At 70.3% G+C, this 22,066-nt stretch carries 20 protein-coding genes, 1 tRNA gene and 1 pseudogene; 14 read left to right on the forward strand and 8 right to left on the reverse strand.

Annotated elements, in window-relative coordinates:
• Window positions 1-31: 31 nt before the first annotated feature.
• The gene (locus tag ACIRJP_RS17490) at window positions 32-1,180 is read right to left on the reverse strand and encodes a low temperature requirement protein A (RefSeq protein WP_404174303.1); all 1,149 of its coding nucleotides are present in this window, start codon (window positions 1,178-1,180) and stop codon (window positions 32-34) included.
• 134 nt (window positions 1,181-1,314) lie between these two features.
• Here ACIRJP_RS17490 and ACIRJP_RS17495 point away from each other — a divergent pair, with 134 nt between their 5' ends.
• From ACIRJP_RS17495 to ACIRJP_RS17520, 6 genes are read left to right on the forward strand one after another with little or no spacing between them, the layout of a single operon-like run.
• On the forward strand, window positions 1,315-2,493 hold the full coding sequence (locus tag ACIRJP_RS17495) for an MFS transporter (protein WP_404174306.1): 1,179 nt from the start codon (window positions 1,315-1,317) through the stop codon (window positions 2,491-2,493).
• Complete coding sequence (locus ACIRJP_RS17500; RefSeq protein ID WP_404174309.1) at window positions 2,490-4,862, forward strand: molybdopterin oxidoreductase family protein; 2,373 nt, start codon at window positions 2,490-2,492, stop codon at window positions 4,860-4,862. The genes ACIRJP_RS17495 and ACIRJP_RS17500 overlap by 4 nt, the downstream gene beginning before the upstream one ends.
• A gap of 7 nt (window positions 4,863-4,869) precedes the next feature.
• Complete coding sequence (locus ACIRJP_RS17505; RefSeq protein ID WP_404174312.1) at window positions 4,870-5,472, forward strand: 4Fe-4S dicluster domain-containing protein; 603 nt, start codon at window positions 4,870-4,872, stop codon at window positions 5,470-5,472.
• The gene (locus ACIRJP_RS17510; RefSeq protein ID WP_404174314.1) at window positions 5,469-6,194 is read left to right on the forward strand and encodes a Rieske (2Fe-2S) protein; all 726 of its coding nucleotides are present in this window, start codon (window positions 5,469-5,471) and stop codon (window positions 6,192-6,194) included. Before ACIRJP_RS17505 ends, ACIRJP_RS17510 begins: the two co-directional genes overlap by 4 nt.
• Window positions 6,191-6,586, forward strand: coding sequence for a hypothetical protein (locus tag ACIRJP_RS17515; protein ID WP_404174317.1), 396 nt, complete (start codon window positions 6,191-6,193; stop codon window positions 6,584-6,586). The genes ACIRJP_RS17510 and ACIRJP_RS17515 overlap by 4 nt, the downstream gene beginning before the upstream one ends.
• 21 nt (window positions 6,587-6,607) lie before the next feature.
• Window positions 6,608-6,817: a hypothetical protein gene (locus ACIRJP_RS17520; protein WP_404174320.1), complete on the forward strand. Its 210-nt coding sequence runs from the start codon at window positions 6,608-6,610 to the stop codon at window positions 6,815-6,817.
• Window positions 6,818-6,876: 59 nt separating this feature from the next.
• Here the strand turns inward: ACIRJP_RS17520 and ACIRJP_RS17525 are convergent.
• From ACIRJP_RS17525 to ACIRJP_RS17550, 6 genes and pseudogenes are all read right to left on the reverse strand, one after another.
• Window positions 6,877-7,152: pseudogene (locus ACIRJP_RS17525) on the reverse strand (large conductance mechanosensitive channel protein MscL); the annotation flags it as partial.
• A gap of 69 nt (window positions 7,153-7,221) precedes the next feature.
• Window positions 7,222-7,734 carry an RcpC/CpaB family pilus assembly protein gene (locus ACIRJP_RS17530; protein WP_404174323.1) on the reverse strand — a complete coding sequence of 171 codons (513 nt, stop codon included), beginning with the start codon at window positions 7,732-7,734 and terminating at the stop codon, window positions 7,222-7,224.
• Window positions 7,735-8,060: 326 nt separating this feature from the next.
• Complete coding sequence (locus ACIRJP_RS17535) at window positions 8,061-8,894, reverse strand: S-methyl-5'-thioadenosine phosphorylase (protein WP_404174326.1); 834 nt, start codon at window positions 8,892-8,894, stop codon at window positions 8,061-8,063.
• Window positions 8,895-8,984: 90 nt separating this feature from the next.
• Window positions 8,985-9,350, reverse strand: coding sequence for an FmdB family zinc ribbon protein (locus ACIRJP_RS17540; RefSeq protein WP_404174329.1), 366 nt, complete (start codon window positions 9,348-9,350; stop codon window positions 8,985-8,987).
• Window positions 9,351-9,416: 66 nt separating this feature from the next.
• Window positions 9,417-10,700, reverse strand: a complete 1,284-nt coding sequence (locus ACIRJP_RS17545; RefSeq protein WP_404174332.1) for an MFS transporter — start codon at window positions 10,698-10,700, stop codon at window positions 9,417-9,419.
• 427 nt (window positions 10,701-11,127) lie between these two features.
• Window positions 11,128-12,612, reverse strand: coding sequence for a potassium/proton antiporter (locus ACIRJP_RS17550; RefSeq protein WP_404174628.1), 1,485 nt, complete (start codon window positions 12,610-12,612; stop codon window positions 11,128-11,130).
• A gap of 408 nt (window positions 12,613-13,020) precedes the next feature.
• Between ACIRJP_RS17550 and ACIRJP_RS17555 the strand changes: the two genes are divergently transcribed.
• Window positions 13,021-15,789, forward strand: coding sequence for a penicillin acylase family protein (locus tag ACIRJP_RS17555; RefSeq protein ID WP_404174335.1), 2,769 nt, complete (start codon window positions 13,021-13,023; stop codon window positions 15,787-15,789).
• Here the strand turns inward: ACIRJP_RS17555 and ACIRJP_RS17560 are convergent.
• Window positions 15,779-16,366: a 5-formyltetrahydrofolate cyclo-ligase gene (locus ACIRJP_RS17560; RefSeq protein ID WP_404174338.1), complete on the reverse strand. Its 588-nt coding sequence runs from the start codon at window positions 16,364-16,366 to the stop codon at window positions 15,779-15,781. The genes ACIRJP_RS17555 and ACIRJP_RS17560 overlap by 11 nt on opposite strands.
• A gap of 114 nt (window positions 16,367-16,480) precedes the next feature.
• Here ACIRJP_RS17560 and galU point away from each other — a divergent pair, with 114 nt between their 5' ends.
• The 7 genes from galU (at window position 16,481) to ACIRJP_RS17595 (ending at window position 21,956) form a co-directional block, all read left to right on the forward strand.
• On the forward strand, window positions 16,481-17,383 hold the full coding sequence (gene galU / locus ACIRJP_RS17565) for a UTP--glucose-1-phosphate uridylyltransferase GalU (RefSeq protein ID WP_404174341.1): 903 nt from the start codon (window positions 16,481-16,483) through the stop codon (window positions 17,381-17,383).
• Window positions 17,384-17,387: 4 nt separating this feature from the next.
• The gene (gene glp / locus ACIRJP_RS17570; protein ID WP_404174344.1) at window positions 17,388-18,698 is read left to right on the forward strand and encodes a gephyrin-like molybdotransferase Glp; all 1,311 of its coding nucleotides are present in this window, start codon (window positions 17,388-17,390) and stop codon (window positions 18,696-18,698) included.
• Window positions 18,699-18,821: 123 nt separating this feature from the next.
• Window positions 18,822-19,340 carry a cyclic pyranopterin monophosphate synthase MoaC gene (moaC, locus tag ACIRJP_RS17575; RefSeq protein WP_404174347.1) on the forward strand — a complete coding sequence of 173 codons (519 nt, stop codon included), beginning with the start codon at window positions 18,822-18,824 and terminating at the stop codon, window positions 19,338-19,340.
• Entirely contained in the window at window positions 19,337-19,867 is a 531-nt protein-coding gene (locus ACIRJP_RS17580) for a molybdenum cofactor biosynthesis protein B (protein WP_404174350.1), read from the forward strand. Before moaC ends, ACIRJP_RS17580 begins: the two co-directional genes overlap by 4 nt.
• Window positions 19,868-19,884: 17 nt before the next feature.
• Window positions 19,885-20,496: a GNAT family N-acetyltransferase gene (locus ACIRJP_RS17585; RefSeq protein WP_404174353.1), complete on the forward strand. Its 612-nt coding sequence runs from the start codon at window positions 19,885-19,887 to the stop codon at window positions 20,494-20,496.
• A gap of 158 nt (window positions 20,497-20,654) precedes the next feature.
• Complete coding sequence (gene glpR / locus ACIRJP_RS17590; RefSeq protein WP_404174356.1) at window positions 20,655-21,785, forward strand: gephyrin-like molybdotransferase receptor GlpR; 1,131 nt, start codon at window positions 20,655-20,657, stop codon at window positions 21,783-21,785.
• Window positions 21,786-21,882: 97 nt separating this feature from the next.
• Window positions 21,883-21,956, forward strand: a tRNA-Ala gene (locus ACIRJP_RS17595).
• Window positions 21,957-22,066: the final 110 nt, after the last annotated feature.

Genomic DNA, 22,066 nt, shown 5'->3' on the forward strand with positions numbered 1-22,066 from the left:
CGCCATCCGTCGCGCCGTCCATCCGTCGCGCTCACCCGGCCGGGGCGGGCCGCCGGGACAGCAGCTCTCCCGCAGCCACGGTCGCCGCGGCCACCAGACCGGCCGCGAAGACCGCCCACCCGCCGGCGAACGTACAGGCCAGGATCGCCAGCGCGGCCAGGGGCAGGGACAGCTGCTCGGCGAGGTCGCGCTTGAAGTGGCGGGCGTGCAGCGCCCACACCGTCAGCAGGAAGAGCGCGGAGGGAATGGTCACCGCGGCGGCGGCCACCGTGTCCGAGACGTGGGCCTTGCCCACGGCCTCCTCCACCGCGACCTCGATGCCCGCGCCGATGGCAGCCGCGGAACCGAAGATCAGGAAGTGCCCGTATCCCCAGATGAACGCTTCCCTGCTGCCGAGCAGGTAGTCATGGATCGGCACGGCGAAATAGATCCACCAGGCGGAGAAGACGATCAGCAGCCCGCCCGCGGCGATCGGCAGCAGTTCACCGAGCGCGTCGTGCTCGTACACCCCCTGCTGGACCGCGACCGTGGCCGCCGCGATGGTCTCGCCCAGCACGATGATCGTGAACAGCCCGTACCGCTCACCGATGTGGCGCGGATGCCAGCTCGTCGAGCGGTCGCGCTCGGCCAGCACCGGAACTGACAGTTCCGCCAGCACGAGCACGACGAAGACGGCGGTGAGGGCTCCGCGCGACTCGGTTGGCAGCAGCAGCATGGCGATCCAGCCCAGCTGCACCACCGAGATCCCGACGGCGTACCGCAGCGCGACGCGGCGCTCCCCGCCCCGGGTGCAGTGCGCGGCGCGCAGCCACTGGCTGGTCAGCGCGAGCCGCATCACCACGTAGCCGATGACGACGACCGTCCAGTCGCCCGTGTCGAAGGCGCGCGGCACCCCGGCGGCGAGGACGAGCACACCGGTGATCTGGACCAGCGTGACAACGCGGTACAGCGGGTCGTCGGTGTCGTAGGCCGAGGCGAACCAGCTGAAGTTGACCCAGGCCCACCAGATCGCGAAGAAGACGGCGGCGTAGCTGCCGATTCCGGTGAGGGCGTGGCCTTCGGCGACGGCGTGCACCAGTCGTGCGCCAGCCTGGGCCACGGCGACGACGAAGCACAGGTCGAAGAAGAGTTCCAGTGGGGTCGAGGTGCGGTGCTCCTCGGTGCGGCTGCGAGCCATCATTACGGGCATGGGAGCCAGCACACCAGACGGGGGACGGCCGCGCTGATCCGGGCGTGCCTCGAATGCGTGACCGGGCTCACCCGTGCGAGCCGTAAATCAGGACCAAACGTTAGATACCGCCCTACGGTGACGGGGTGACCGAGCCGCCAGAAGCGTCCGCCGAAGCCGCGCAGCCCACCCCCGGTGTACGTACCGGCTCCGCCGGAGCGCCCGGCTCGGACGGCCCCACCGGCCCCACCGGCCCCACCGGCCCCGCAGACTCCACCGGCCCCACCGGCCCCACCGGCTCCCGCTCTGTCACCGGCCGGGCGACCGCGGCCGGGGTCATCGTCTCCGCCCTCCTGATCCTCGCGATCGTGCTCGGCAGCCGGCTGCTGGAGAACTTCGACTCCGCTCTTCTCCCGTACGCCGTCGCCACCGTCTTCCTCGCCTTCGGCGTCGCCTACCGCTACACGGTCTGGGTCTCCGCGCCCGGCGCCCGGCGGCTGTTCGAGCAGGGGTGGCGGAGCTTCTTCTCGGTGGCCAACTTCCGCAAGGCCCCCACCGCGCTGCCCCGGATGATCGCCACCTATCTGGGCTTCCAGAAATTCCTCGGCGCCCGCTCGCACGCTCGCTGGGCCGCCCATCAGCTGATCTTCTGGGGCTGCGTCCTCGCCGCGCTGATCACTTTCCCGCTGACCTGGGGCTGGTTCACCTTCACCTCCGGCAGCGGCTCGGGGCCCGGCTACGAGATGCGTATCTGGGGCTTCAAGATCATCGGCTTCGACTCCCTGGACTTCCTGGGCTGGCTGATGTTCCACGGCCTGGACATCGCCGCCGTGCTCGTCATCCCCGGCGCCTCGTACTTCCTGTGGCGCCGGATGAAGGACCGCGGCGCCGTCACCGGCCAGCGCTTCGCCTACGACCTGGTCCCGCTGATCGCGCTCATCGTCATCTCCGTGACCGGTCTGCTGCTCACCTTCTCGTCGCTCTTCCTGCACGGCGGCGGATACGAATTCCTGGCGGTACTCCACATGGTGTCGGTGGTGTTCACTCTCATCTACATCCCGTTCGGGAAGTTCTTCCACATCGTCCAGCGCCCGGCCGCGGTCGGCATGCAGCTGTTCAAGTACACAGCCAGGCAGGACGAGGAGGTCTTCGCCTGCCGCCGCTGCGAGGAACCCATCGACACCGGGCCCTATGTCGAGAACCTCCGCGGCACCATGCGCGACCTCAGCCTCGACTTCGACGAGTGGGCCGAATACTGCCCACGCTGCAAGCGGGTGCTGCGTGGCAGTGCCTATCTCTCCCAGGTGAAGAAGGGCTACAAGTGACCGCGGATCCGCATGCGGCCGATTCCCCCCGCACGACCGAGCCCCGTACGGCCGGCTCCCGTGCCGCCGGCTTCCGTACGGCTGTTCCTCTCGACCCCTCTCTCGCGCCGCCCGGCACCCGCGCCTTCCGGGACGCGGGCGGGATCCCCGCCGACCGGTGGCACGCCGACCAGGACGGCGAGACTCTCGTCCCCACCCACTGCTGCTTCTGCGGGGTGCAGTGCGGGATGTATCTGCGCGTCGACCGCGGCGGCAAGGTCTTCGGCGTCGAACCCCGCAACCACGACATCAACCGGATGCGGCTGTGCCCCAAGGGGATCAACGCGTATCAGCAGGTCAACCACCCCGACCGGCTCACCGCCCCACTGCTGCGCCGCTCCCGTGACGAGGACTTCCGCGAGGTCTCCTGGGACGAGGCGCTCGACTTCACCGTCGCCGAGATCAAGCGCATCCAGCAGCGCTACGGCAACGACGCCTTCGGGCTCCTCGGCGGCGCCAGCCTCTTCTCCGAAAAGACCTATCTGGTCGGCAAGTTCGCCCGGGTCGCCCTCAAGACCCGGCATGTCGACTACAACGGCCGGCTCTGCATGGTCAGCGCCGCGGGCGCCAACAAACTCGCCTTCGGCATCGACCGGGCCGGCAACCCCTTCTCCGACATCCTGCTCACCGACTGCCTGCTGATCGCGGGCTCCAACGTCGGTGAGTGCTTCCCGGTGATGACCCAGTACGTGTGGGGAGCGCGGGACCGCGGTGCGAGCCTGATCGTCGTCGACCCGCGGGAGACCGCGATCGCCCGCACGGCCGACATCCATGTCGCGCTCAAGCCCGGCACCGATTCGGCCTTCTTCAACTCCGTGCTGAACGTGGTCATCGAGGAGGGGCTGACCGACGAGGCCTATCTCGCCGCCCACGCCACCGGCTGGGAGGAGGTGAAGTCCAAGGTGGCCGAGTACCCGCCGTACCGGGCCGCCGAGATCTGCGGAATCCCCGTCGAGCAGATCACCCAGGTCGCCGGCGCCTTCGCCCGCGCGCCCAAGGCCATGGCCTGGCACGCCCGAGGCATCGAGCACCACTCGCAGGGCGTCGAGAACTGCCTCAGCGTGATCAACCTCTGCGCCGCCACCGGCCACATCGGCAGACCGGGCGCCGGTTACGGCACCATCACCGGCCAGGGCAACGGACAGGGCGGGCGCGAGCACGGACAGAAGGCCGACCTCCTGCCCGGCGGCCGCTCGATCATGAACGAGGAGCACCGCAGGCAGATCTGCGAGATCTGGGGCATCGAGGAATCCGAACTCCCGCCCGCCGGTACCTCGATGATGGAAATGGTCTGGCAGATGCAGCGCCGCGAGATCCGCGGCCTGATCGGCATCTGCAACAACCCCTTCGTCTCCCTCCCCAACTACAGGGTGGTCAAGGAGGGGTACGACACCACGGAGTTCCACGCTCAATTCGACTTCTTCCTTTCCGAGACCGCTGCCAACGCGCATGTCGTCTTCCCCGTCACCACCTGGGCCGAGGACGAAGGGGTGATGGCCAACGCCGAGGCCCGGGTGGTCAAGCACAACAAGGCCCAGGACCCGCCGCCCGGGGTACGGACCGACACCTGGGTGATGTGCGAACTCGCCAGGCGCCTCGGCGCGGGCGACAAATTCGCCTTCGCCGACTCGCGCGCCGTCTTCGACGAACTGCGGACCGCCTCCGCCGGCACCGTCAACGACTACTACGGCATCACCTACGAACGTCTGGAGGAGACCGGCGGGATCGCCTGGCCCTGCCCCGCCACCGACCACCCCGGCACCCCCCGGCTCTTCGAGGACGGCAGGACCTACCACCCCGACGGCAAGATCCATATGCAGGTCGTCGAATGGCACCCGCCGATGGATCCGTACGACGACGAGTACCCCATGTCGCTCACCACCGGGCGCACCGTCGCCCACTTCCTCTCCGGCAACCAGACCCGCCGCCTGGGCGCCCTCGTGGAACAGACTCCGCGCCCCTGGGCCGAGCTCCATCCCTCCCACGGCTTCCGCAACGGCGAACCGGTCCGCGTCGTCACCCGGCGCGGCAGCGAGGTCTTCCCCGCCCTGGTCACCGAGGCGATCCGCCCCGACACCGTCTTCGTCCCGTACCACTGGCCCGTCCCCACCGCGGCCAACGCCCTCACCATCGACGCCCTCGACCCCCGCTCCAAGATTCCCGAGTACAAGGTTTGCGCCTGCCGTATCGAGCACGCCGAGAAGATCGACGACGTCCCCGCACCGCCTGTCGCACCCGGCCAGGCCGGCTACCCGGAGACCCAGGTCTCCCGTACCGACCCGTTGCCGCCCACGGCCCCCCAGGGGCGTGGCACCTCGGAGAGGAGCTGACCGCCCCATGATGGGCAGAACGATCTTCATCGACCCGGGGCGCTGCATCGGCTGCCAGGCCTGCGTCTCCGCCTGCCGGGAATGCGACTCGCACCGCGGCAAGTCGATGATCCATCTCGACTACACCGACGAGGGCCGTTCCGTGGCCTCCCTTCCCACCGTCTGTATGCACTGCGAGGACCCGGTCGCTCCGTGCGCCGAGGTCTGTCCCGCCGACGCGATCCTGGTGACCGCCGACGGTGTGGTGCAGCAGGCCGACACCACCCGCTGCATCGGCTGCGCCAACTGCGTCAACGCCTGCCCCTTCGGCGTTCCGAAGATCGACCTCCAGGCGAAGCTGCAGATGAAATGCAACCTCTGCTACGACCGCACCGCCTACGGCCTCGCCCCCATGTGCGCGACCGTCTGCCCGACCGGAGCGCTGTTCTACGGGACCGTCGAGGAGCTCCGGGCGGAGCGCCCCGGCGTCCAGGTCGCCGACACCTTCGCCTTCGGCCGGAGCGAGGTACGCACCGGCGTGGCCATGGTCGTTCCCGCCGACCGGATGCAGTGGCCGGTGCCCGGCGGCCTTCCCGTCGTCGAGATCAACGGGAAGGACGTCCGCCGATGAGCGTCACCGACCAGCCGCCCTCCGGCGATCCGCGCGAAGCCCTGCACGACCGGATCGCCGCCGACTCCCTCACCACCCGGCGCGACTACCTCCGGATCGTGGTGACCGTCTCCGGCGGGCTCGCCGTCGGCGGTCTCGGCGTGGCGAGCGGGATCCTGCCGCGCCACGGCGACCCCGACGACGGCAGGACGCCTTCGCCGAAGAAGATCGCCGCGCAGTTGCTGCCCGGTGAGTCCCTCGCCTTCCACTACCCGGACGAGGAGGACAAGGCGGTCGCCGTCCGGATGGACGACGGCACCCTCGTCGGCTACTCCGCGATCTGCACCCATCTCGCCTGTGCCGTGCTCTGGCGCAAGGACCGCGGTTCGGAGGGGGAGCTGCACTGCCCCTGCCACGAAGGCGTCTTCGACGCCCGGACAGGCGAGGTGACCGCCGGGCCGCCGCCCCGTGCGCTGCCCAGGGTGGTGCTCATCGAACAGGCCGACGGCAGCATCTGGGCCATCGGCACGACGCGCTCGGGCGAGAGCGTCGAGCAGGGTCTGTGCCGCCGGTTCCGCGCCGACCGCCCGGACCTCGCCTCCCGTATCGGCTGCCCCGCCGTCGAGGGCGGCGGCGCGGAGGGACCCACGGCCGCGGCACCGGGGACCGTTGGAGCCGGAGCCGGAGCCGGAGCCGGAGCCGGAACCGGGGCCGCGGTTGAGACTCCTGGCGGGCGGACATGAGCGACGCCCGGCAGCCCCGGAACCAGGAGCACTCGGAGCGTCATGAGTATCCGGAGTACCACCCGGGAAGTGCTCGCCCCGAACTCAACCGGCCCGTCCACGAGCGATATCCGCAGATCCGGGCCACCAGCGGCTACGGCGACCCCCGGATCCGCCACACCGGTCCCGGACCGGGAGCCGGTACCGACCAGGAGCCCGAGCGGTCCTCGAAACTGACAGCCCGGCTGGCCCTCGCCATGACGGTGGTCATCGGACAGCTCTGGGGACTGACCGTCATCATCGACGCATGGATGGAGGGCCACACCGGCACGGCATGGTGGGGTGCCGGCTTCCTCTGCCTGTCGTTCCTCGTCGTCCTCGGGCTGTGGCTGATCGATCCGAAGGACCGCTGACCGTCGCCGTACCCTTGACGTATGAGCACCGCCCCCGCCCCCGGCCCGCGTGATTCGAAGCCCTCCCAGCCGGACGGGCCGAAACCGAAACCGGCTCTGATCTTCGACGATCCGCTGGACCAGCAATCCGCGGACGATACGGACCGAGGATGGGGCGAGCGGGCCCCGGCCGGTGGCAGCGCCGCCGATCTGGCGCGTTTCCTCGACGAGAAGCCGCCCCACCACATCTGATTCCCAGCTCCGTGGTGGTCCGGCGGCGTCGCCGCCGGTTCTTCCGCTGTGTGTCGCGCTTACTGGTCGTGACCCTGGCCGGGGTTCTCGCCGGTCCCGCCCGCCGGGCCGCCGCGTTGCGAGACGAGGGCGTCGCGGATCTCCTTCAGTACCTCCAGTCCGCTCACCTCCAGCGTCTCCTGCGCCCCTTCCTTCGCGGCCTGCGTCGCCGCCCGCTTGGCCAAGTACTTGGCCATGGGCAAGTCCATCAGGAAGTACTCGGCGGCTGCCGTGATCAGGACGCTGAGGGTGGCGACGAGTACCGAACCCCACAGGATCCGGATGCCCTCGGTGGCCGGCAGTACGCGTAGAAACCACCCAATCCTCTGGTTTGGCAGGGTGACTTGACCGGTCATCAGCGCGAATCAACACAGAGTCACCGCCAGTTGGGACGAGATGCCGGCGCCGGCCAGTGCGGTGGCGGTCTCCCGGGGGACGGCCAGCACGATGAGCGCACCATCTTCCGTGAAGCCGTCGGAGCCGCCTGCCGGGCTGTGCGGCACCTCCGCCACCCGCGCACCCTTCGCCAGCACCCGGGCTCCTGCCCCCGCACCGGCCCCGACCTCGGCCCCGGATCCGGCTTCCCCGGCGGCGATCACGTCCACGTGGTCACCCGGGCGCAATAAGCGCACCGCCCCCGCATCCGCGATCCGGACCGGCGCGGACACCAACCGAGCCGGTCGCCGCGCCCGCTCGGGCAGCGCCCCCGTCGTACTCCCGGCCCCCGCCCCGTACGCGGCATCGCCGCCCGCACCCGCGCCGCCACCGCCCAGCCCCGTGGCGGCGAGCGCGGCGGCCGTCAGGGCCAGCCCGGCCGCAAGAGCACGACGCTGCCGCCACAACGCCCGCCGCAGCCGGTGCCCGCCGCCTCCGCGCACCCGCAGAGGTTCGAACGCAGGTACCCCACAGGGCGGGGGCGCCGACGACGAAGACGACGGAGAAGACACGGGCGACGATGAAAAGGACGGAGGCGACGATGAAAAGGACGGAGAGGACGACGACGAAGACGACGGAGAGGATGACGGAATGGGTGCGGAAGACGCGAACATGGTCGACACCACCTGCTGCGAGGAGTCATGGGGAGTTTCGGACGAACACCCCCATGCTCCACCGCTCGCGAGATTCCCACCGAGGCCTGTGGAGAGCCCCGGAGTTGTGGACAACTCCGTCACCCACTCATGCCGCACCCGCCCCGACCATCGCGCTAAGGCAGCTCGATCCCCGTCTTGAGTCCGTCCAGCGCGTGCGAGCACGGGCAGTCCCGGTCCGCCTCCACGGGCAGTGCGGCCACCACGTCGAAGAGCACCGAGCGCAGCCGGTCCACATTGGCTGCGAACACCTTCAGCACCTCCCCGTGCGAGACGCCCTCGCCGGCCTCCGCCCCCGCGTCCAGGTCCGTGACCAGGGTCATCGTCGTGTAGCAGAGGCCCAGCTCACGGGCGAGGACGGCCTCCGGGTGACCGGTCATCCCGACCACCGACCAGCCCATCGCCGCATGCCAGCGGGACTCCGCCCGGGTCGAGAAGCGCGGCCCCTCGACGACCACCAGCGTCCCGCCGTCCACCGGTTCCCAGTTCTTCGCCCGAGCCGCCGCGAGCGCGGCCCTGCGCCCGTCGGGGCAGTACGGATCGGCGAAGCCCAGGTGCAGGACGTTCGGCTCCGCCCCGTCGGCCCGGGGCACCCCGTCGTAGTAGGTCTGGGTCCGGGCCTTGGTGCGGTCCACCAGCTGGTCCGGCACGAGCAGGGTGCCCGGACCGTACTCCGGGCGCAGGCCGCCCACCGCGCACGGGCCGAGCACCTGACGTACACCGACGGAGCGCAGCGCCCACATGTTGGCCCGGTAGTTGATGCGGTGCGGCGGCAGGTGGTGGCCGCGTCCGTGGCGGGGGAGGAAAGCGACCCGGCGGCCGCCGACCTCGCCGAGGAAGACGGAGTCGCTCGGCGGTCCGTACGGGGTGTCCACGCTCACCTCCGTGACGTCCTCCAGGAAGGAGTACAAGCCCGAGCCGCCGATGACACCGATCTCTGCGTTCACCATGCGGTCACAGTATCGGTGTGCGAAAACGCCGGGAGCCCCGCCGAACGGATCGGGCGGGGCTCCCGGTGGAAGCGCGGTGCGGTGTGCGACTCAGGCGGCCGAAGTGCCGCTCTTCGAAGAAGAGGAAGAGGAGGCGGAGGCCGCGGAAGAAGACGCGGACGACTTCGAGTCGGACCCCGTGGAAGCCGACGTCGAGGACGCGGACGACGAAGAGTCGGACGACGAAGCGGAACCGGAGGCCTTCGCCGAGGACGAAGCCGGCGTGCTGCTCGACGAGGAGCCGCGGCTGTCGTTCCGGTAGAAACCGGAACCCTTGAAGACGATGCCGACCGCCGAGAACACCTTCTTCAGGCGTCCATCGCAGCTCGGGCACACGGTGAGCGCGTCATCGGTGAACTTCTGCACCGCCTCGAGGCCCTCGCCACATTCGGTGCACTGGTACTGATAGGTCGGCACTTGCTCCTCCTGGCACTCTGACTCGATGAGTGCTAACGACGCTCCATACTGACGTATTCCGCAGCATCAGTCCACCGTGACCGGCTTCCGGTGACCGACACCACGTGCCACGGTCCGTCCCGGGGCGGCGGCCGCGAGCCTGGAACGCAGCGAAACCAGGGTGACCAGGGCCAGTGCGGTCCCCACGAGCGGCACCAGGAAACCGGTGCTGGCCCCGTGGGCGTCCGCGAGCCGTCCGGCGACCGTCACCGCTGCCGCCTGGCCGAGCGCGACCGAGCCGGTCAGCCAGGTGAAGGCCTCGGTCCGGGCGGACCCCGGGACCAGGGCGTCGACCAGCGTGTAGCCGCTGATCAGGGCCGGGGCGATGGAGAGCCCGACCAGAAGCCCGAGCCCGGCCAGCAGTGGCACCGAGTGCACCGCCCACAGCCCGGACGCGGTCAGGGTGAGTGCCGCGTACCCGACGATCAGCCGCCGCCGCGGCCCGCTCTTCCAGGCGATGGCACCGCAGGCGATCCCGGCCAGCATGTTGCCGGCCGCGAAGACCCCGTACAGCAGACCGTTCGCTCCCGGGCGGCCGATCTCCTCGGCGAAGGCGGTCAGCGAGACCTGCATGCCGCCGAAGACCGCGCCGATCCCGAGGAAGGCCACGGCGAGCACCCGCACGCCCGGTACGGACAGGGCGGATGCCCGCCGCTGGGAGGTGCCGCAGTCGGCGTTGCGCACCGTGGGCTGGGTGCGGCGCTGTGCGGCGAAGAGCAGCCCGCCGACCAGGGTCAGCGCGGCCTCCGTGATCAGACCGGCCGCCGGGTGCACCCCTGTGCACAGCGCGGTGGCGAGTACCGGTCCGATGACGAAGGTGAACTCGTCCGTCACCGATTCGAAGGCGGCAGCGGTGGGCATCAGCGGCGAGGCCTCGCGGCCGGGTGCCGCACCGAGGGCGGCCGCCCAGCGGGCCCGCACCATCGGTCCGACCTGCGGAACGGACGCACCCGTCGGCACGGCCGCCACGAACAGCGCCCACAGGGGCGCGTCCGCCAGCGCCAGCGCCGTCAGCGCCGAGACGGACGCCGCGTGCACCAGGACGCCGGGCAGCAGCACGGCACGCTGGCCGAAGCGGTCGGCGAGTTTGCCGGTCTGCGGCGCGAACAGGGCCATGGAGACACCGGTCACGGCGGCGACGGCGCCCGCGCTGCCGTACGAGCCGGTGGTGTGCTGGACCAGCAGCACGATGCCGATGGTCAGCATCGCGAAGGGCTGCCGTGCGGCGAAGCCCGGAAGAAGAAATGTCCACGCACCCGGGGTGCGCAGCAGCTGCCCGTAACCGGGGCGGTCGGTGACCGTGGACGCCACGGTCCATGCCTTTCTGCCGCCTGGTGGCCGAGCTCCCGCGGGGTGGCCGGCACGGATGGGTGCGGGCTCGTTCGTGGGTGCTGCCGAGAGCTGTCCTCTTCGCGCGGGACTGCGGTAGATGCCGGGCGCTCAGCAGAGGCGGAGGACGCCACGACCGCCATACGGTCGCGCCAGCTCTGCGTCAGGCAGAGTTGGTCGTTCAGGTTGGTCGATCGGTTGGTAGATCGATTTCGACGATCGGGTCGGCCGATCGGTTTCGGTGATCGGGTCGGTCGATCGGTTTCGTCGATCGGGCTCGATCGGTCCCGTAAATCAGAGGGTGATCGAGCCCCTTGATGATACAGGCAGAGGTCCTTGCGCACCTGTGATTGTGCGCAAGGACTCCATCGATGCCTCGGATCGAAAGTGCCCACTAGGTGGGGTGCTCTCAGTGGGGCGTCTTCGGGCCGCCTGTCTTCCCCAGCCAGCCCGCGAGCTTGCCGCCCTCGCCGACCGCGCGCAGCCGTTCCTCCGCCGCGTCGCGCACCGGATCGGTGGCGACCACCAGCAGCTCGTCGCCGCGCCGCAGCACGGTCGAGGGTGCCGGTACGAAGCTCTTGCCGTCCCGTACGACGAGGGTGACGGCGGCCCCGGCGGGCAGCCGCAGCTCCCCGACCTCCACGCCGTGCATCTTCGACCGGCCGGGGATGGCCACCGACAGCAGATGACCGCGCAGCCGCTCCAGCGGCGCCGACTCGATGCCCAGGTCGGCGGTCTCGGCCGGATCCTCGGCGATCTTCAGAGCCTTCGCCAGCCAGGGCAGGGTCGGCCCCTGGATGAGGGTGTAGACGACGACGAGCACGAAGACGATGTTGAAGACGCGGGTGGAGCCCTCGACCCCGGCGACCATCGGGATGGTCGCCAGGATGATGGGCACGGCACCGCGCAGCCCGGCCCAGGACATGAGCGCCTTCTCCTGCCAGGGCAGCCGGAACGGCGCCAGCGAGATGAAGACCTCCAGCGGACGCGCCACCACGGTCAGCACCAGGCCCACGATGATCGCGGGCCAGAAGTCGTCGAGCAGGTCGTGCGGCGTGACCAGGAGGCCGAGCAGCACGAACATGCCGATCTGCGCCAGCCAGCCGAGCCCGTCGGCGAAGCCGCGGGTGGCGGGCCAGTGCGGCAGCTTGGCGTTGCCGAGGATCATCGCCGCCAGATAGACGGCCAGGAAGCCACTGCCGTGGACCAGGGCGCCCGCCGCGTACGCGGACACCGCGATCGCCATCACGGCGATCGGGTAGAGGCCGGACGCGGGCAGTGCCACGCGACGCAGCCCGTACGAGCCGAGCCAGCCGACGGCGATGCCCATGGCGGCGCCGATGGCGAGCTCCAGGGCTATCTCGCCGACCAGTACGTACCAGCTGTCCACCGGCCCCTTGGTGGAGAAGGCGACCACCAGGATCACCACGGGGGCATCGTTGAAGCCGGACTCGGCCTCCAGTACGCCGGTGACCCGGGCGGGCAGCGGCACCTTGCGCAGCACGGAGAAGACCGCGGCGGCGTCCGTCGACGAGACGACCGCGCCGATGATCAGCGACTGCCGCCAGTCCAGGCCGACCAGGTAGTGCGCCCCGGCCGCCGTGACACCGACGCTCACCGCGACGCCGACCAGCGAGAGCATCGCCGCGGCGGGCAGCGCCGGTCTGATCTCTTTCCACTTCGTGCCGAGGCCGCCCTCGGCGAGGATCACGACCAGTGCGGCATAGCCGATGACCTGGGTCAGCTCGGCGTTGTCGAACTTGACGTCGAAGAAGCCGTCCTGCCCCATGGCGATCCCGATACCGAGGTACAGGAGCAGGCTGGGGAGCCCGCTGCGGGACGAGACGCGCACCGCCACCACCGCGACGAGCAGCACGAGTGAGCAGACGAGCAGGAGTTCGTTGAGCGTGTGGACAGACAGTGGCCGTTCCTTCCCTGCGTGCGCCTGCCGAGTCGAACGAATCGATCTGATCGAACGACGCCATCCGGTCGAACGACGCGATCCGACCGGACGAAGCGATCCGACCGGACGAATCGGCCTGACCGGACGAAGCGATCCGGTCGAAGAATTCGATCCGATCGGACGGTGCGACCGGATCGACCGGATCACCCCTCGGCATCGGCCGTTGGCGGCCGGTACTTCGTTACCTTACCTAATCTTTAACGCTTTCTTGATGCCTTCGAGCATTCGTACGATCGCTACGCGATTCGAATCATCCCGATGCCGCGTCAGAGCCGTCCCGGCGCTGCGCCTATGGTTGCTCCTGCACTCCCAGGACCACCTGCCCCTCGAAGGACAGCGATGCCCGCCAAGACAACCGCCCCTTCCGGTTCCACCGGCACCACCGGTTCGGCCGGTGCCGTCGGTGCGAAGACCGGCAGGAAGAAGGGGCGACGTGCCCGCCTGATCGTGATCGTCCTGGTGCTGGCGCTTGTCGCGGGTATCGGTTACGGGACGTTCTGGTCCGTATCCACCGTGCGGGCCTCGTACCCGCAGACGACCGGGTCGACGAAGCTCGACGGCCTCGACGGGAACGTCGACGTCAAACGCGACAGCTACGGAATCCCGCAGCTGTACGCGGACTCGGACGCCGACCTCTTCCGCGCCCAGGGCTTCGTCCAGGCGCAGGACCGCTTCTGGGAGATGGACGTCCGCCGTCACATGACGGCCGGCCGGCTCTCCGAGATGTTCGGCTCCGGACAGGTCGAGACGGACTCCTTCCTGCGCACGCTGGGCTGGCGCAAGGTCGCGCAGGAGGAGTACGACAACGTCCTGTCCGAGGAGACCAAGAAGAACCTCCAGGCGTACGCGGACGGCGTGAACGCCTACCTCAAGGGGCGCGAGGGCAAGGACATCTCCGTCGAGTACGCGGCCCTCGGCTTCACCAACGACTACAAGCCGTCAGAGTGGACCCCGGTCGACTCGGTCGCCTGGCTCAAGGCCATGGCCTGGGACCTGCGCGGGAACATGCAGGACGAGATCGACCGCTCGCTGATGACCAGCAGGCTCGACGCGAAGCAGATCGAGGACCTCTACCCGGCGTACCCGTACGACAAGCACCGGCCGATCGTCGACCAGGGCGCGATCTCCCCGGTCACCGGGAAGTTCGACCCGGACGCGACCCCCTTGGACAGCATCGGCTCGGACACCGCGCAGGGCGCCACCGAGGGCCTGAACACCCAGCTCTCCGCGCTCTCCGACACCCTCGACCAGATCCCGGCGCTGCTCGGCCCGAACGGCAACGGCATCGGGTCCAACTCCTGGGTGGTCTCCGGCAAATACACGACGACCGGCCAGCCGCTGCTCGCCAACGACCCGCACCTGGCGCCGCAGCTGCCCTCGCTCTGGTACCAGATGGGCCTGCACTGCCGCGAGATCAGCGCGAAGTGCCAGTACGACACCGCTGGCTACACGTTCTCCGGCATGCCCGGTGTGATAATCGGCCACAACCAGGACATCGCCTGGGGTTTCACCAACCTCGGCGCGGACGTCACCGACCTCTTCCTGGAGAAGGTCTCCGGCGACGGCTACCTGTACGACGGCAAGGTCAAGCCCTTCACCACCCGTGAGGAGACCATCAAGGTCGCGGGCGGCAAGGACCGGACGATCACCATCCGCGAGACCAACAACGGCCCGCTGGTCTCCGACCGCAGCAGCGAAATGGAGAAGGTCGGCCAGAAGGCCCCCGTCACCAACTCCGCCCCGGACCGGGCCGACGGCTACGCGGTCGCCCTGAAGTGGACCGCGCTGGACCCCGGCAAGTCCATGGACGCCGTCTTCGAGCTGAACCGGGCCAGGGACTTCAAGACCTTCCGGGCGGCGGCCGAGCACTTCGAGGTCCCCTCGCAGAACCTCATCTACGCCGACACCGACGGCAACATCGGTTACCAGGCACCCGGGAAGATCCCGGTCCGCCTCGACGGCGACGGGACGCTGCCCAGCCCCGGCTGGTCCTCGAAGTACGGCTGGAAGGAAAAGCCGATCCCGTTCGACGAGCTGCCCTACGAGTACAACCCGAAGCGCGGCTACATCGTCACCGCCAACCAGGCCGTCATCGACGAGAAGAAGTACCCGCACCTGCTGACCAAGGACTGGGGCTACGGCAGCCGCAGCCGGCGGATCGACGACCTCATCCAGTCGAAGATCAACGGCGGCGGGAAGATCTCGACCGAAGACATGCAGAAGATGCAGATGGACAACACCAGCGAGATCGCCGCGCTGCTGGTGCCCGAGCTGATGAAGATCAATGTCTCGGACAAGAGCGTCCGCGAGGCGCAGAAGCTCCTGGAGGGCTGGGACTACACCCAGGAGTCCGACTCGGCCGCGGCCGCGTACTTCAACGCGGTCTGGCGCAACATCCTCAAGCTGGCCTTCGGCAACAAACTGCCCAAGGAGCTGCGGGTCGAGGGCGAGTGCCTCAACGTGCCCCGGGCCGGCGATTCGGGCCCGGTCGACGAGCAGAACAGGCTGGTGCGCGAGTGCGGCCAGCGGGACGCGGATTCCGCCCAGCCCGACGGCGGTGACCGCTGGTACAAGGTGGTCGCCGACCTGATTGACGACGAGAACAGCGACTGGTGGAAGGCGCCGAAGAGCGGCCGGGACGAGCCGACCGAGAACCGTGACCAGCTCTTCGCCCGCGCCATGGAGGACGCCCGCTGGGAGCTGACCGCCAAGCTCGGCAAGGACATCACCACCTGGAGCTGGGGCCGGCTGCACCAGCTGACCCTGAAGAACCAGACCCTCGGCACCGAGGGCCCCGGCCTGCTCCAGCTGGCCCTCAACCGCGGCCCGTGGAACCTGGGCGGCGGCGAGGCCGCGGTGAACGCCACCGGCTGGAACGCGGCGGGCGGCTACGACGTCGTCTGGGTGCCGTCGATGCGGATGGTGGTCAACGTGGGGGACTGGGACAAGTCCCGCTGGATCAACCTCACCGGCGCCTCCGGGCACGCGTTCAGCGCGCACTACACCGACCAGACCGACAAGTGGGCCAACGGTGAACTGCTCGACTGGTCCTTCGGCACCAACGCCGTCGGCAAGTCGACGACCGACACCCTGACCCTCAAGCCATAGAGCCTGGCCGGCGGACAGCGGCCGGTGTCACCACCACATCGACGGGGTGGTCGTGCGGTTCCTCCGGGACCCGCGCGACCACCTCGTCGTCGTACAGCAGGACGATCAGCGCCGGATGCGCGTCCGCCGCAGCGAGCCGCGCCAGCACCCGGTCGTAGCTGCCGCCGCCGCGGCCGAGCCGCATCCCGCGTCCGTCCACCGCGAGCCCGGGCAGCAGGACCGCGTCGGCCTCCAGGACGGCGTCGCGGCCCAGCGGCTCCCGGTCCGGCTCCAGCAGCCCGCGGCCGGCCCGGACGAGACGACCGGGCCCTTCGTACGGCGCCCAGTCCAGATCGTTGTCCGCGAGGAGCACCGGCAGCAGCACCCGCACGCCCCGGGCGCGCAGCGCGTCCAGCAGAGTGCGGGTACCGGGCTCGGTGCCCACCGAGACGTACGCGGCGACGGTACGGGCCCCGGACAACTCCGGAAGAGACAATGCGTTCCCGGACAGAACCGAATCGGCGTTCTCCACGTCTTCCCCGGTCAGAAGGCGTCGCGCGGCCAGCAGTTCACGTCGGAGCAGCGCCTTTCGGGACATCTCAGTGCTCAACGGGCACCCCCGGATCTCTCGCATGTGCGTATGTGCGTATAGGCGTACAAAGTTAACCGGAGGCTCATCTTCCTCACATACGCACCGGTTATGGTTCTGCGCATGACTCAGTCGCACCCCAGGATCAGCAAGGCTGTCATTCCGGCCGCGGGACTCGGTACCCGCTTCCTGCCGGCCACCAAAGCCACTCCCAAGGAGATGCTGCCTGTGGTCGACAAGCCCGCGATCCAGTACGTCGTCGAGGAAGCGGTGACCGCCGGTCTCTCCGACGTGCTGATGATCACCGGCCGCAACAAGCGTCCGCTGGAGGACCACTTCGACCGCAATTACGAGCTGGAGTCCGCGCTCACCCGCAAGGGAGATGCCGAACGGCTCAAGAAGGTCCAGGAGTCGAGCGACCTGGCCACCATGCACTACGTCCGGCAGGGCGACCCGCGCGGCCTCGGCCACGCCGTGCTGTGCGCCGCACCGCACGTGGGGGACCAGCCGTTCGCGGTCCTCCTGGGTGACGACCTGATCGACCCGCGCGACCCGCTGCTGGCCCGCATGGTCGAGATCCAGGAGCGCGAGGGCGGCAGCGTGATCGCGCTGATGGAGGTCGCGCCGGAGCAGATCCACCAGTACGGCTGCGCGGCCGTCGAGCCCACCGCCGAGGGCGATGTGGTGCGTGTCACCGGCCTCGTCGAGAAGCCCGAACCGGCCGAGGCGCCCAGCAACCTCGCCGTCATCGGCCGCTACGTACTGGACCCCGCCGTCTTCGGCATACTGCGCAGGACCGAGCCGGGACGCGGCGGCGAGATCCAGCTCACCGACGCCCTTCAGTTCCTCGCCGAGGACGAGAAGGCCGGCGGCCCGGTGCACGGTGTCGTCTTCAAGGGCCGCCGCTATGACACCGGTGACCGTAGCGATTACCTCCGTGCCATTGTCAGACTCGCGTGCGAACGTGAAGACCTGGGCCCGGACTTCAAGACCTGGCTCCGCAGTTACGTCACTGAGGAGATGTAGCACCTTGAGCAGCACGATCTGGTCGGTGGACGAGCACCTGGACGACATTCTCGGCGCGGTGCGACCGCTCGAACCCATCGAGCTGCAACTGCACGACGCCCAGGGCTGCGTCCTCGTCGAGGACGTCATGGTGGAGATCGCCCTGCCTCCCTTCGACAACAGCTCGATGGACGGGTACGCGGTCCGCGTCGCCGATGTCGAGGGCGCCGACGAGGAGTTCCCCGCTGTGCTCACCGTCGTCGGTGACATCGCGGCGGGCAGCGACGGACTGCCCGGCGACCGGAGCCTCGGCCCCGGTGAGGCCGCCCGGATCATGACCGGCGCCCCGCTGCCGGCCGGTGCCGAGGCCGTGGTCCCGGTCGAGTGGACCGACGGCGGTACGGGCGGCGGCCCCGCCGACACCATGCGCTCCCTGCGGGAGGCCCCGGAGGGAGCGGGCGGCGAGGTCCGGGTGCACCGCCCGGTGGAGGCCCGCGCCCATGTCAGGGCCCGCGGCAGTGACGTGAAGCCGGGCGATCTGGCGCTGGGCGCGGGATCGGTGATCGGCCCGCCGCAGATCGGCCTGCTCGCGGCGATCGGCCGCTCGACGGTGAAGGTGCGGCCGCGGCCGCGCGTCGTCGTCATCTCCACCGGCAGCGAACTGGTCCAGCCCGGCGAGGAACTGACGGGCGGCCGGATCTACGACTCGAACAGCTTCGCGCTCACGGCCGCGGCCAAGGACGCCGGAGCGATCGCGTACCGGGTCGGCGCCGTCACCGACGACGCCGATACGCTCCGCGCCACGATCGAGGACCAGCTGATCCGGGCCGACATCGTCGTCACCACCGGAGGCGTCAGCGTCGGCGCGTACGACGTCGTCAAGGAAGCCCTGTCCTCGGTGGGCGACGAGGACGAGCCCGGCAGCGGCATCGACTTCCGCAAGCTCGCCATGCAGCCGGGCAAGCCGCAGGGCTTCGGCTCGATCGGCCCCGACCACACCCCGCTGCTGGCGCTGCCGGGCAACCCCGTCTCCTCGTACATCTCCTTCGAGCTGTTCGTACGGCCCGTGATCCGCACCCTGATGGGTCTCAAGGACGTGCACCGCCCCACGGTCCGGGCCGCGCTGAGCACGGACAAAGCACTCACCTCACCGTCCGGCAGGCGCCAGTTCCTGCGCGGTACGTACGACGCGGAGGCCGGCACGGTCACCCCCGTCGGCGGTTCCGGATCGCATCTGATCGCCGCACTCGCCCAGTCCGACGCGCTCATCGTGCTGCCCGAGGACGTCACCTCCGCCGAGCCCGGCACGGACACCGAGGTGATCCTGCTCCGCTGATCCCGGGGCGGTGGCGGTACGGTGTCTGGCGCTGTGCCGTCCCGGGGACAACCCCGGGCCCCAGGCCCGCACCCCGGTGCGGGCCGTGCGGGCAACCGGCGCCCTACCGCGAGGCGGAGTTAGTTGAGTACGCAGAACAGGCTGACGCACATCGACGAGGCGGGCGCGGCCCGCATGGTCGACGTCTCGGAGAAGGACGTCACCGCGCGGACGGCCCGCGCCAGCGGCCGGGTGCTCGTCTCGCCGCGCGTGGTCGAGCTGCTCCGCGGCGAAGGGGTCCCCAAGGGCGACGCCCTCGCCACCGCCCGGATCGCCGGGATCATGGGAGCCAAGCGCACCCCCGACCTGATCCCGCTCTGCCACCCGCTGGCCGTCTCCGGGGTCAAGGTCGATCTGAGCGTCGCCGACGACGCGGTGGAGATCACGGCCACCGTGAAGACCACGGACCGCACCGGCGTCGAGATGGAGGCCCTGACCGCCGTCTCCGTCGCCGCGCTCACCGTGATCGACATGATCAAGGCGGTCGACAAGTCGGCGGCCATCACGGACGTACGGGTCGAGTCGAAGTCAGGCGGCAAGTCCGGCGACTACCGGCGCCCCGAGGACTCCCGGCGCACCGGGCCGGACGGAGCGGACGCGTGACGGCGCCCGGGACGCCACCGGCTCCGGCCCCGTCCCCTTACCGCGCCCTCGTCGTCACCGCCTCCAACCGCGCCTCGGCCGGCGTCTACGCCGACAAGGGCGGCCCCCTGATCTCCGAGGCGCTCACGCAGCTCGGCTTCGCCGTCGACGGCCCGCAGGTCGTGCCCGACGGCGACCCCGTCGAACAGGCCCTGCGCGCCGGGGCGGCGGCGGGGTACGACGTCATCGTCACGACCGGCGGTACGGGCGTCTCGCCCACCGACCGCACCCCCGAGGCCACCCGCCGAGTCCTGGACCACGAGATCCCCGGCATCCCCGAGGCGATCCGCGCCGAGGGCCGCGACAAGGTCCCCACCGCCGCGCTCTCCCGGGGCCTCGCGGGCGTCGCGGGCCGCACCCTCATCGTGAACCTGCCGGGCTCCACGGGCGGGGTGCGTGACGGACTCGCCGTCCTCGCCCGTCTCCTGGTGCACGCCGTCGATCAGTTGCGCGGCGGCGATCACCCCCGACCGGGGAGTCCGAGCTGAACGTCTCGACCTGGCCGGTGGTCCTCAGCGACGGCGAGATCGTGCTCCGTCCGATCAAGCTGCGCGACCAGCGCATGTGGCGCGAGGTCAACCGGCGCAACCGCGAATGGCTGCGCCCCTGGGAGGCGACTGTGCCGCCGCCCGCGCCGGGCGGACCGGTGGCCCAGCGGCCCACGTACCGTCAGATGATCCGTCACCTGCGCGCCGAGGCCAACGCGGGCCGGATGCTGCCCTTCGCCATCGAGTACGAGGGCCGGCTGGTCGGTCAGCTGACGGTCGCGGGGATCACCTGGGGCTCGATGTGCTCGGGCCATGTCGGCTACTGGGTCGACCAGGACGTGGCCGGCCGGGGTGTGATGCCGACCGCGGTCGCCCTCGCCGTCGACCACTGCTTCCGCGCGGTCGGACTGCACCGCATCGAGGTGTGCATTCGGCCGGAGAACGCGCCCAGCAGAAGGGTCGTGGAGAAACTGGGATTCCGCGAAGAGGGCCTGCGCCCGCGCTATCTCCACATCGACGGCGCCTGGCGGGACCACCTGATCTATGCGCTCACCGCGGAGGAAGTGCCCGACGGGCTGCTTCGGCGCTGGCACCGGTCGCGACCTGGGACGCCACGGGAAATGAAATAAGTGTTCGATATTGATCGCCTGTTGATCGATGCCGAACGCACAAACGCCCACGGTTGATCCGAACAATCACAAAAAAAGTCCGTGATATCAGCCGGATCGTGCGACACACCGGGCCAATTGGCGGATGCCCCCGCGCAAACCCCTCTACGGTGTGAGACGTGAGCAGCAGCGGCCTCATCTACGCAGTCATCGTCGGGGCCTGGGCCGCCTACTTGGTGCCGATGTGGCTCCGCAGGCAGGACGAGCTCAACGAAGCCCGTCCGACGGAACGCTTCAGCACCGCCATCCGGCTGCTGTCCGGACGGGCGGCGATGGAGCGCCGGTACGCCAAGGAGCTGCGGGAGCGCACCGCCGAGGAGGCGGAGCCCGACGCCGACCCGGACGTCGTCACGGACCGAATGGTCTCCGTGGACGTCCGGGCCTTCGCCGCGCCCGAAGCGCACACCGAGGCCCGGGTGCACGACCCGGCGCGCGCGCCCGAGGAGCGCGCCGAACAGGCACCGGCACCGGCTCAGGCTTCCGCCCGGCGCGCACGCCCGCGCCAGGGCGGAAGGGACGCCGAGCGCGTCCGGCGCGCCCAGCGCCTCCAGGTCCTCGCGCGCCGTCGGCGCACCACCGTCGTCCTCTTCCTGGCCTTCACCCTCGGCGCGGTGGTCGCGGCGGTCGGCGGCCTGCACTTCCTGTGGGCGCCCGCGGTCCCGGCCGTGCTGCTGAGCACGTACATCGTGCATCTGCGGGCCCAGGAGCGGCGCCGGTTCGCCTTCACCATGGACCGGCGCCGGGCCGAGGTGGCGGCGCAGCACCTGCGTGAGAACCGCACCCGCAGGCAACAGCCGGCCGCGGCGGCCCCCGCCGAGCCCGACGAGGAGCCCGAAGCACGCCGCCCCGAGCCGGAGCCCGCGCCCGCGGTCTCCCCGCAGGAGGCGGGCCGCCGGGCCCTGGTCGAGCAGACGGACCACGCGGAGTGGGTCGACCAGCAGCGCGAACGCGGCCGGGCCCAGGGCGACAGCTGGGAGCCGGTCCCGGTCCCGCTGCCGACCTACGTCACCGCCCCGGTCGCCCCGCGCGCCACCGGCGGCGTCGAGGTCGGCAACCCGGAGACCTGGAGCGCGGCCCGCTCCAGCGCCGCCGAGCCCACCCAGACGGGCACCTCGCACCCCGCGGCACCCCCGGTCGACCCGGCGCCGCGCCAGCGCACCAACCATCCCCGTCGCACCCGCGACCGCGGCCGGACCCCGCTCTTCGACCAGTACGAGGACGGGGAACGTCCCAGAGCCGCCAACGAGTGAGCCCCCTCCGGGCCCGCTGCGCCGCCGCCCCGGCTGACCAGCACGGACCGGATTTCCGAGCACCCCGTTCGGGGTGCTAGAGTTTCACTCGTTGCAAGGGCCTGTGGCGCAGTCTGGTAGCGCACCTCGTTCGCATCGAGGGGGTCTGGGGTTCAAATCCCCACAGGTCCACCGCACAAACGAGATCCCGTCCGATCGAAAGATCGGGCGGGATCTCGTCGTTTCCGGAAGCCGTTCGGTGCCGGTTCGGGGGTGCGGGGGTGGGGCGGTACTCCGGGCCG

Source organism: Streptomyces sp. NPDC102437 (assembly GCF_044765565.1).
In the GTDB taxonomy this organism is placed as follows: Bacteria; Actinomycetota; Actinomycetes; order Streptomycetales; family Streptomycetaceae; genus Streptomyces.

Excerpts from the sequence above, each read along its gene's own strand:
- ACIRJP_RS17490 (WP_404174303.1), bottom strand. The coding sequence starts at position 1,180 with ATGATGGCTCGCAGCCGCACCGAGGAGCACCGCACCTCGACCCCACTG.
- ACIRJP_RS17505 (WP_404174312.1), top strand. The coding sequence starts at position 4,870 with ATGATGGGCAGAACGATCTTCATCGACCCGGGGCGCTGCATCGGCTGC.
- ACIRJP_RS17510 (WP_404174314.1), top strand. The coding sequence starts at position 5,469 with ATGAGCGTCACCGACCAGCCGCCCTCCGGCGATCCGCGCGAAGCCCTG.
- ACIRJP_RS17515 (WP_404174317.1), top strand. The coding sequence starts at position 6,191 with ATGAGCGACGCCCGGCAGCCCCGGAACCAGGAGCACTCGGAGCGTCAT.
- ACIRJP_RS17520 (WP_404174320.1), top strand. The coding sequence starts at position 6,608 with ATGAGCACCGCCCCCGCCCCCGGCCCGCGTGATTCGAAGCCCTCCCAG.
- ACIRJP_RS17535 (WP_404174326.1), bottom strand. The coding sequence starts at position 8,894 with ATGGTGAACGCAGAGATCGGTGTCATCGGCGGCTCGGGCTTGTACTCC.
- ACIRJP_RS17555 (WP_404174335.1), top strand. The coding sequence starts at position 13,021 with ATGCCCGCCAAGACAACCGCCCCTTCCGGTTCCACCGGCACCACCGGT.
- ACIRJP_RS17560 (WP_404174338.1), bottom strand. The coding sequence starts at position 16,366 with ATGTCCCGAAAGGCGCTGCTCCGACGTGAACTGCTGGCCGCGCGACGC.
- galU (WP_404174341.1), top strand. The coding sequence starts at position 16,481 with ATGACTCAGTCGCACCCCAGGATCAGCAAGGCTGTCATTCCGGCCGCG.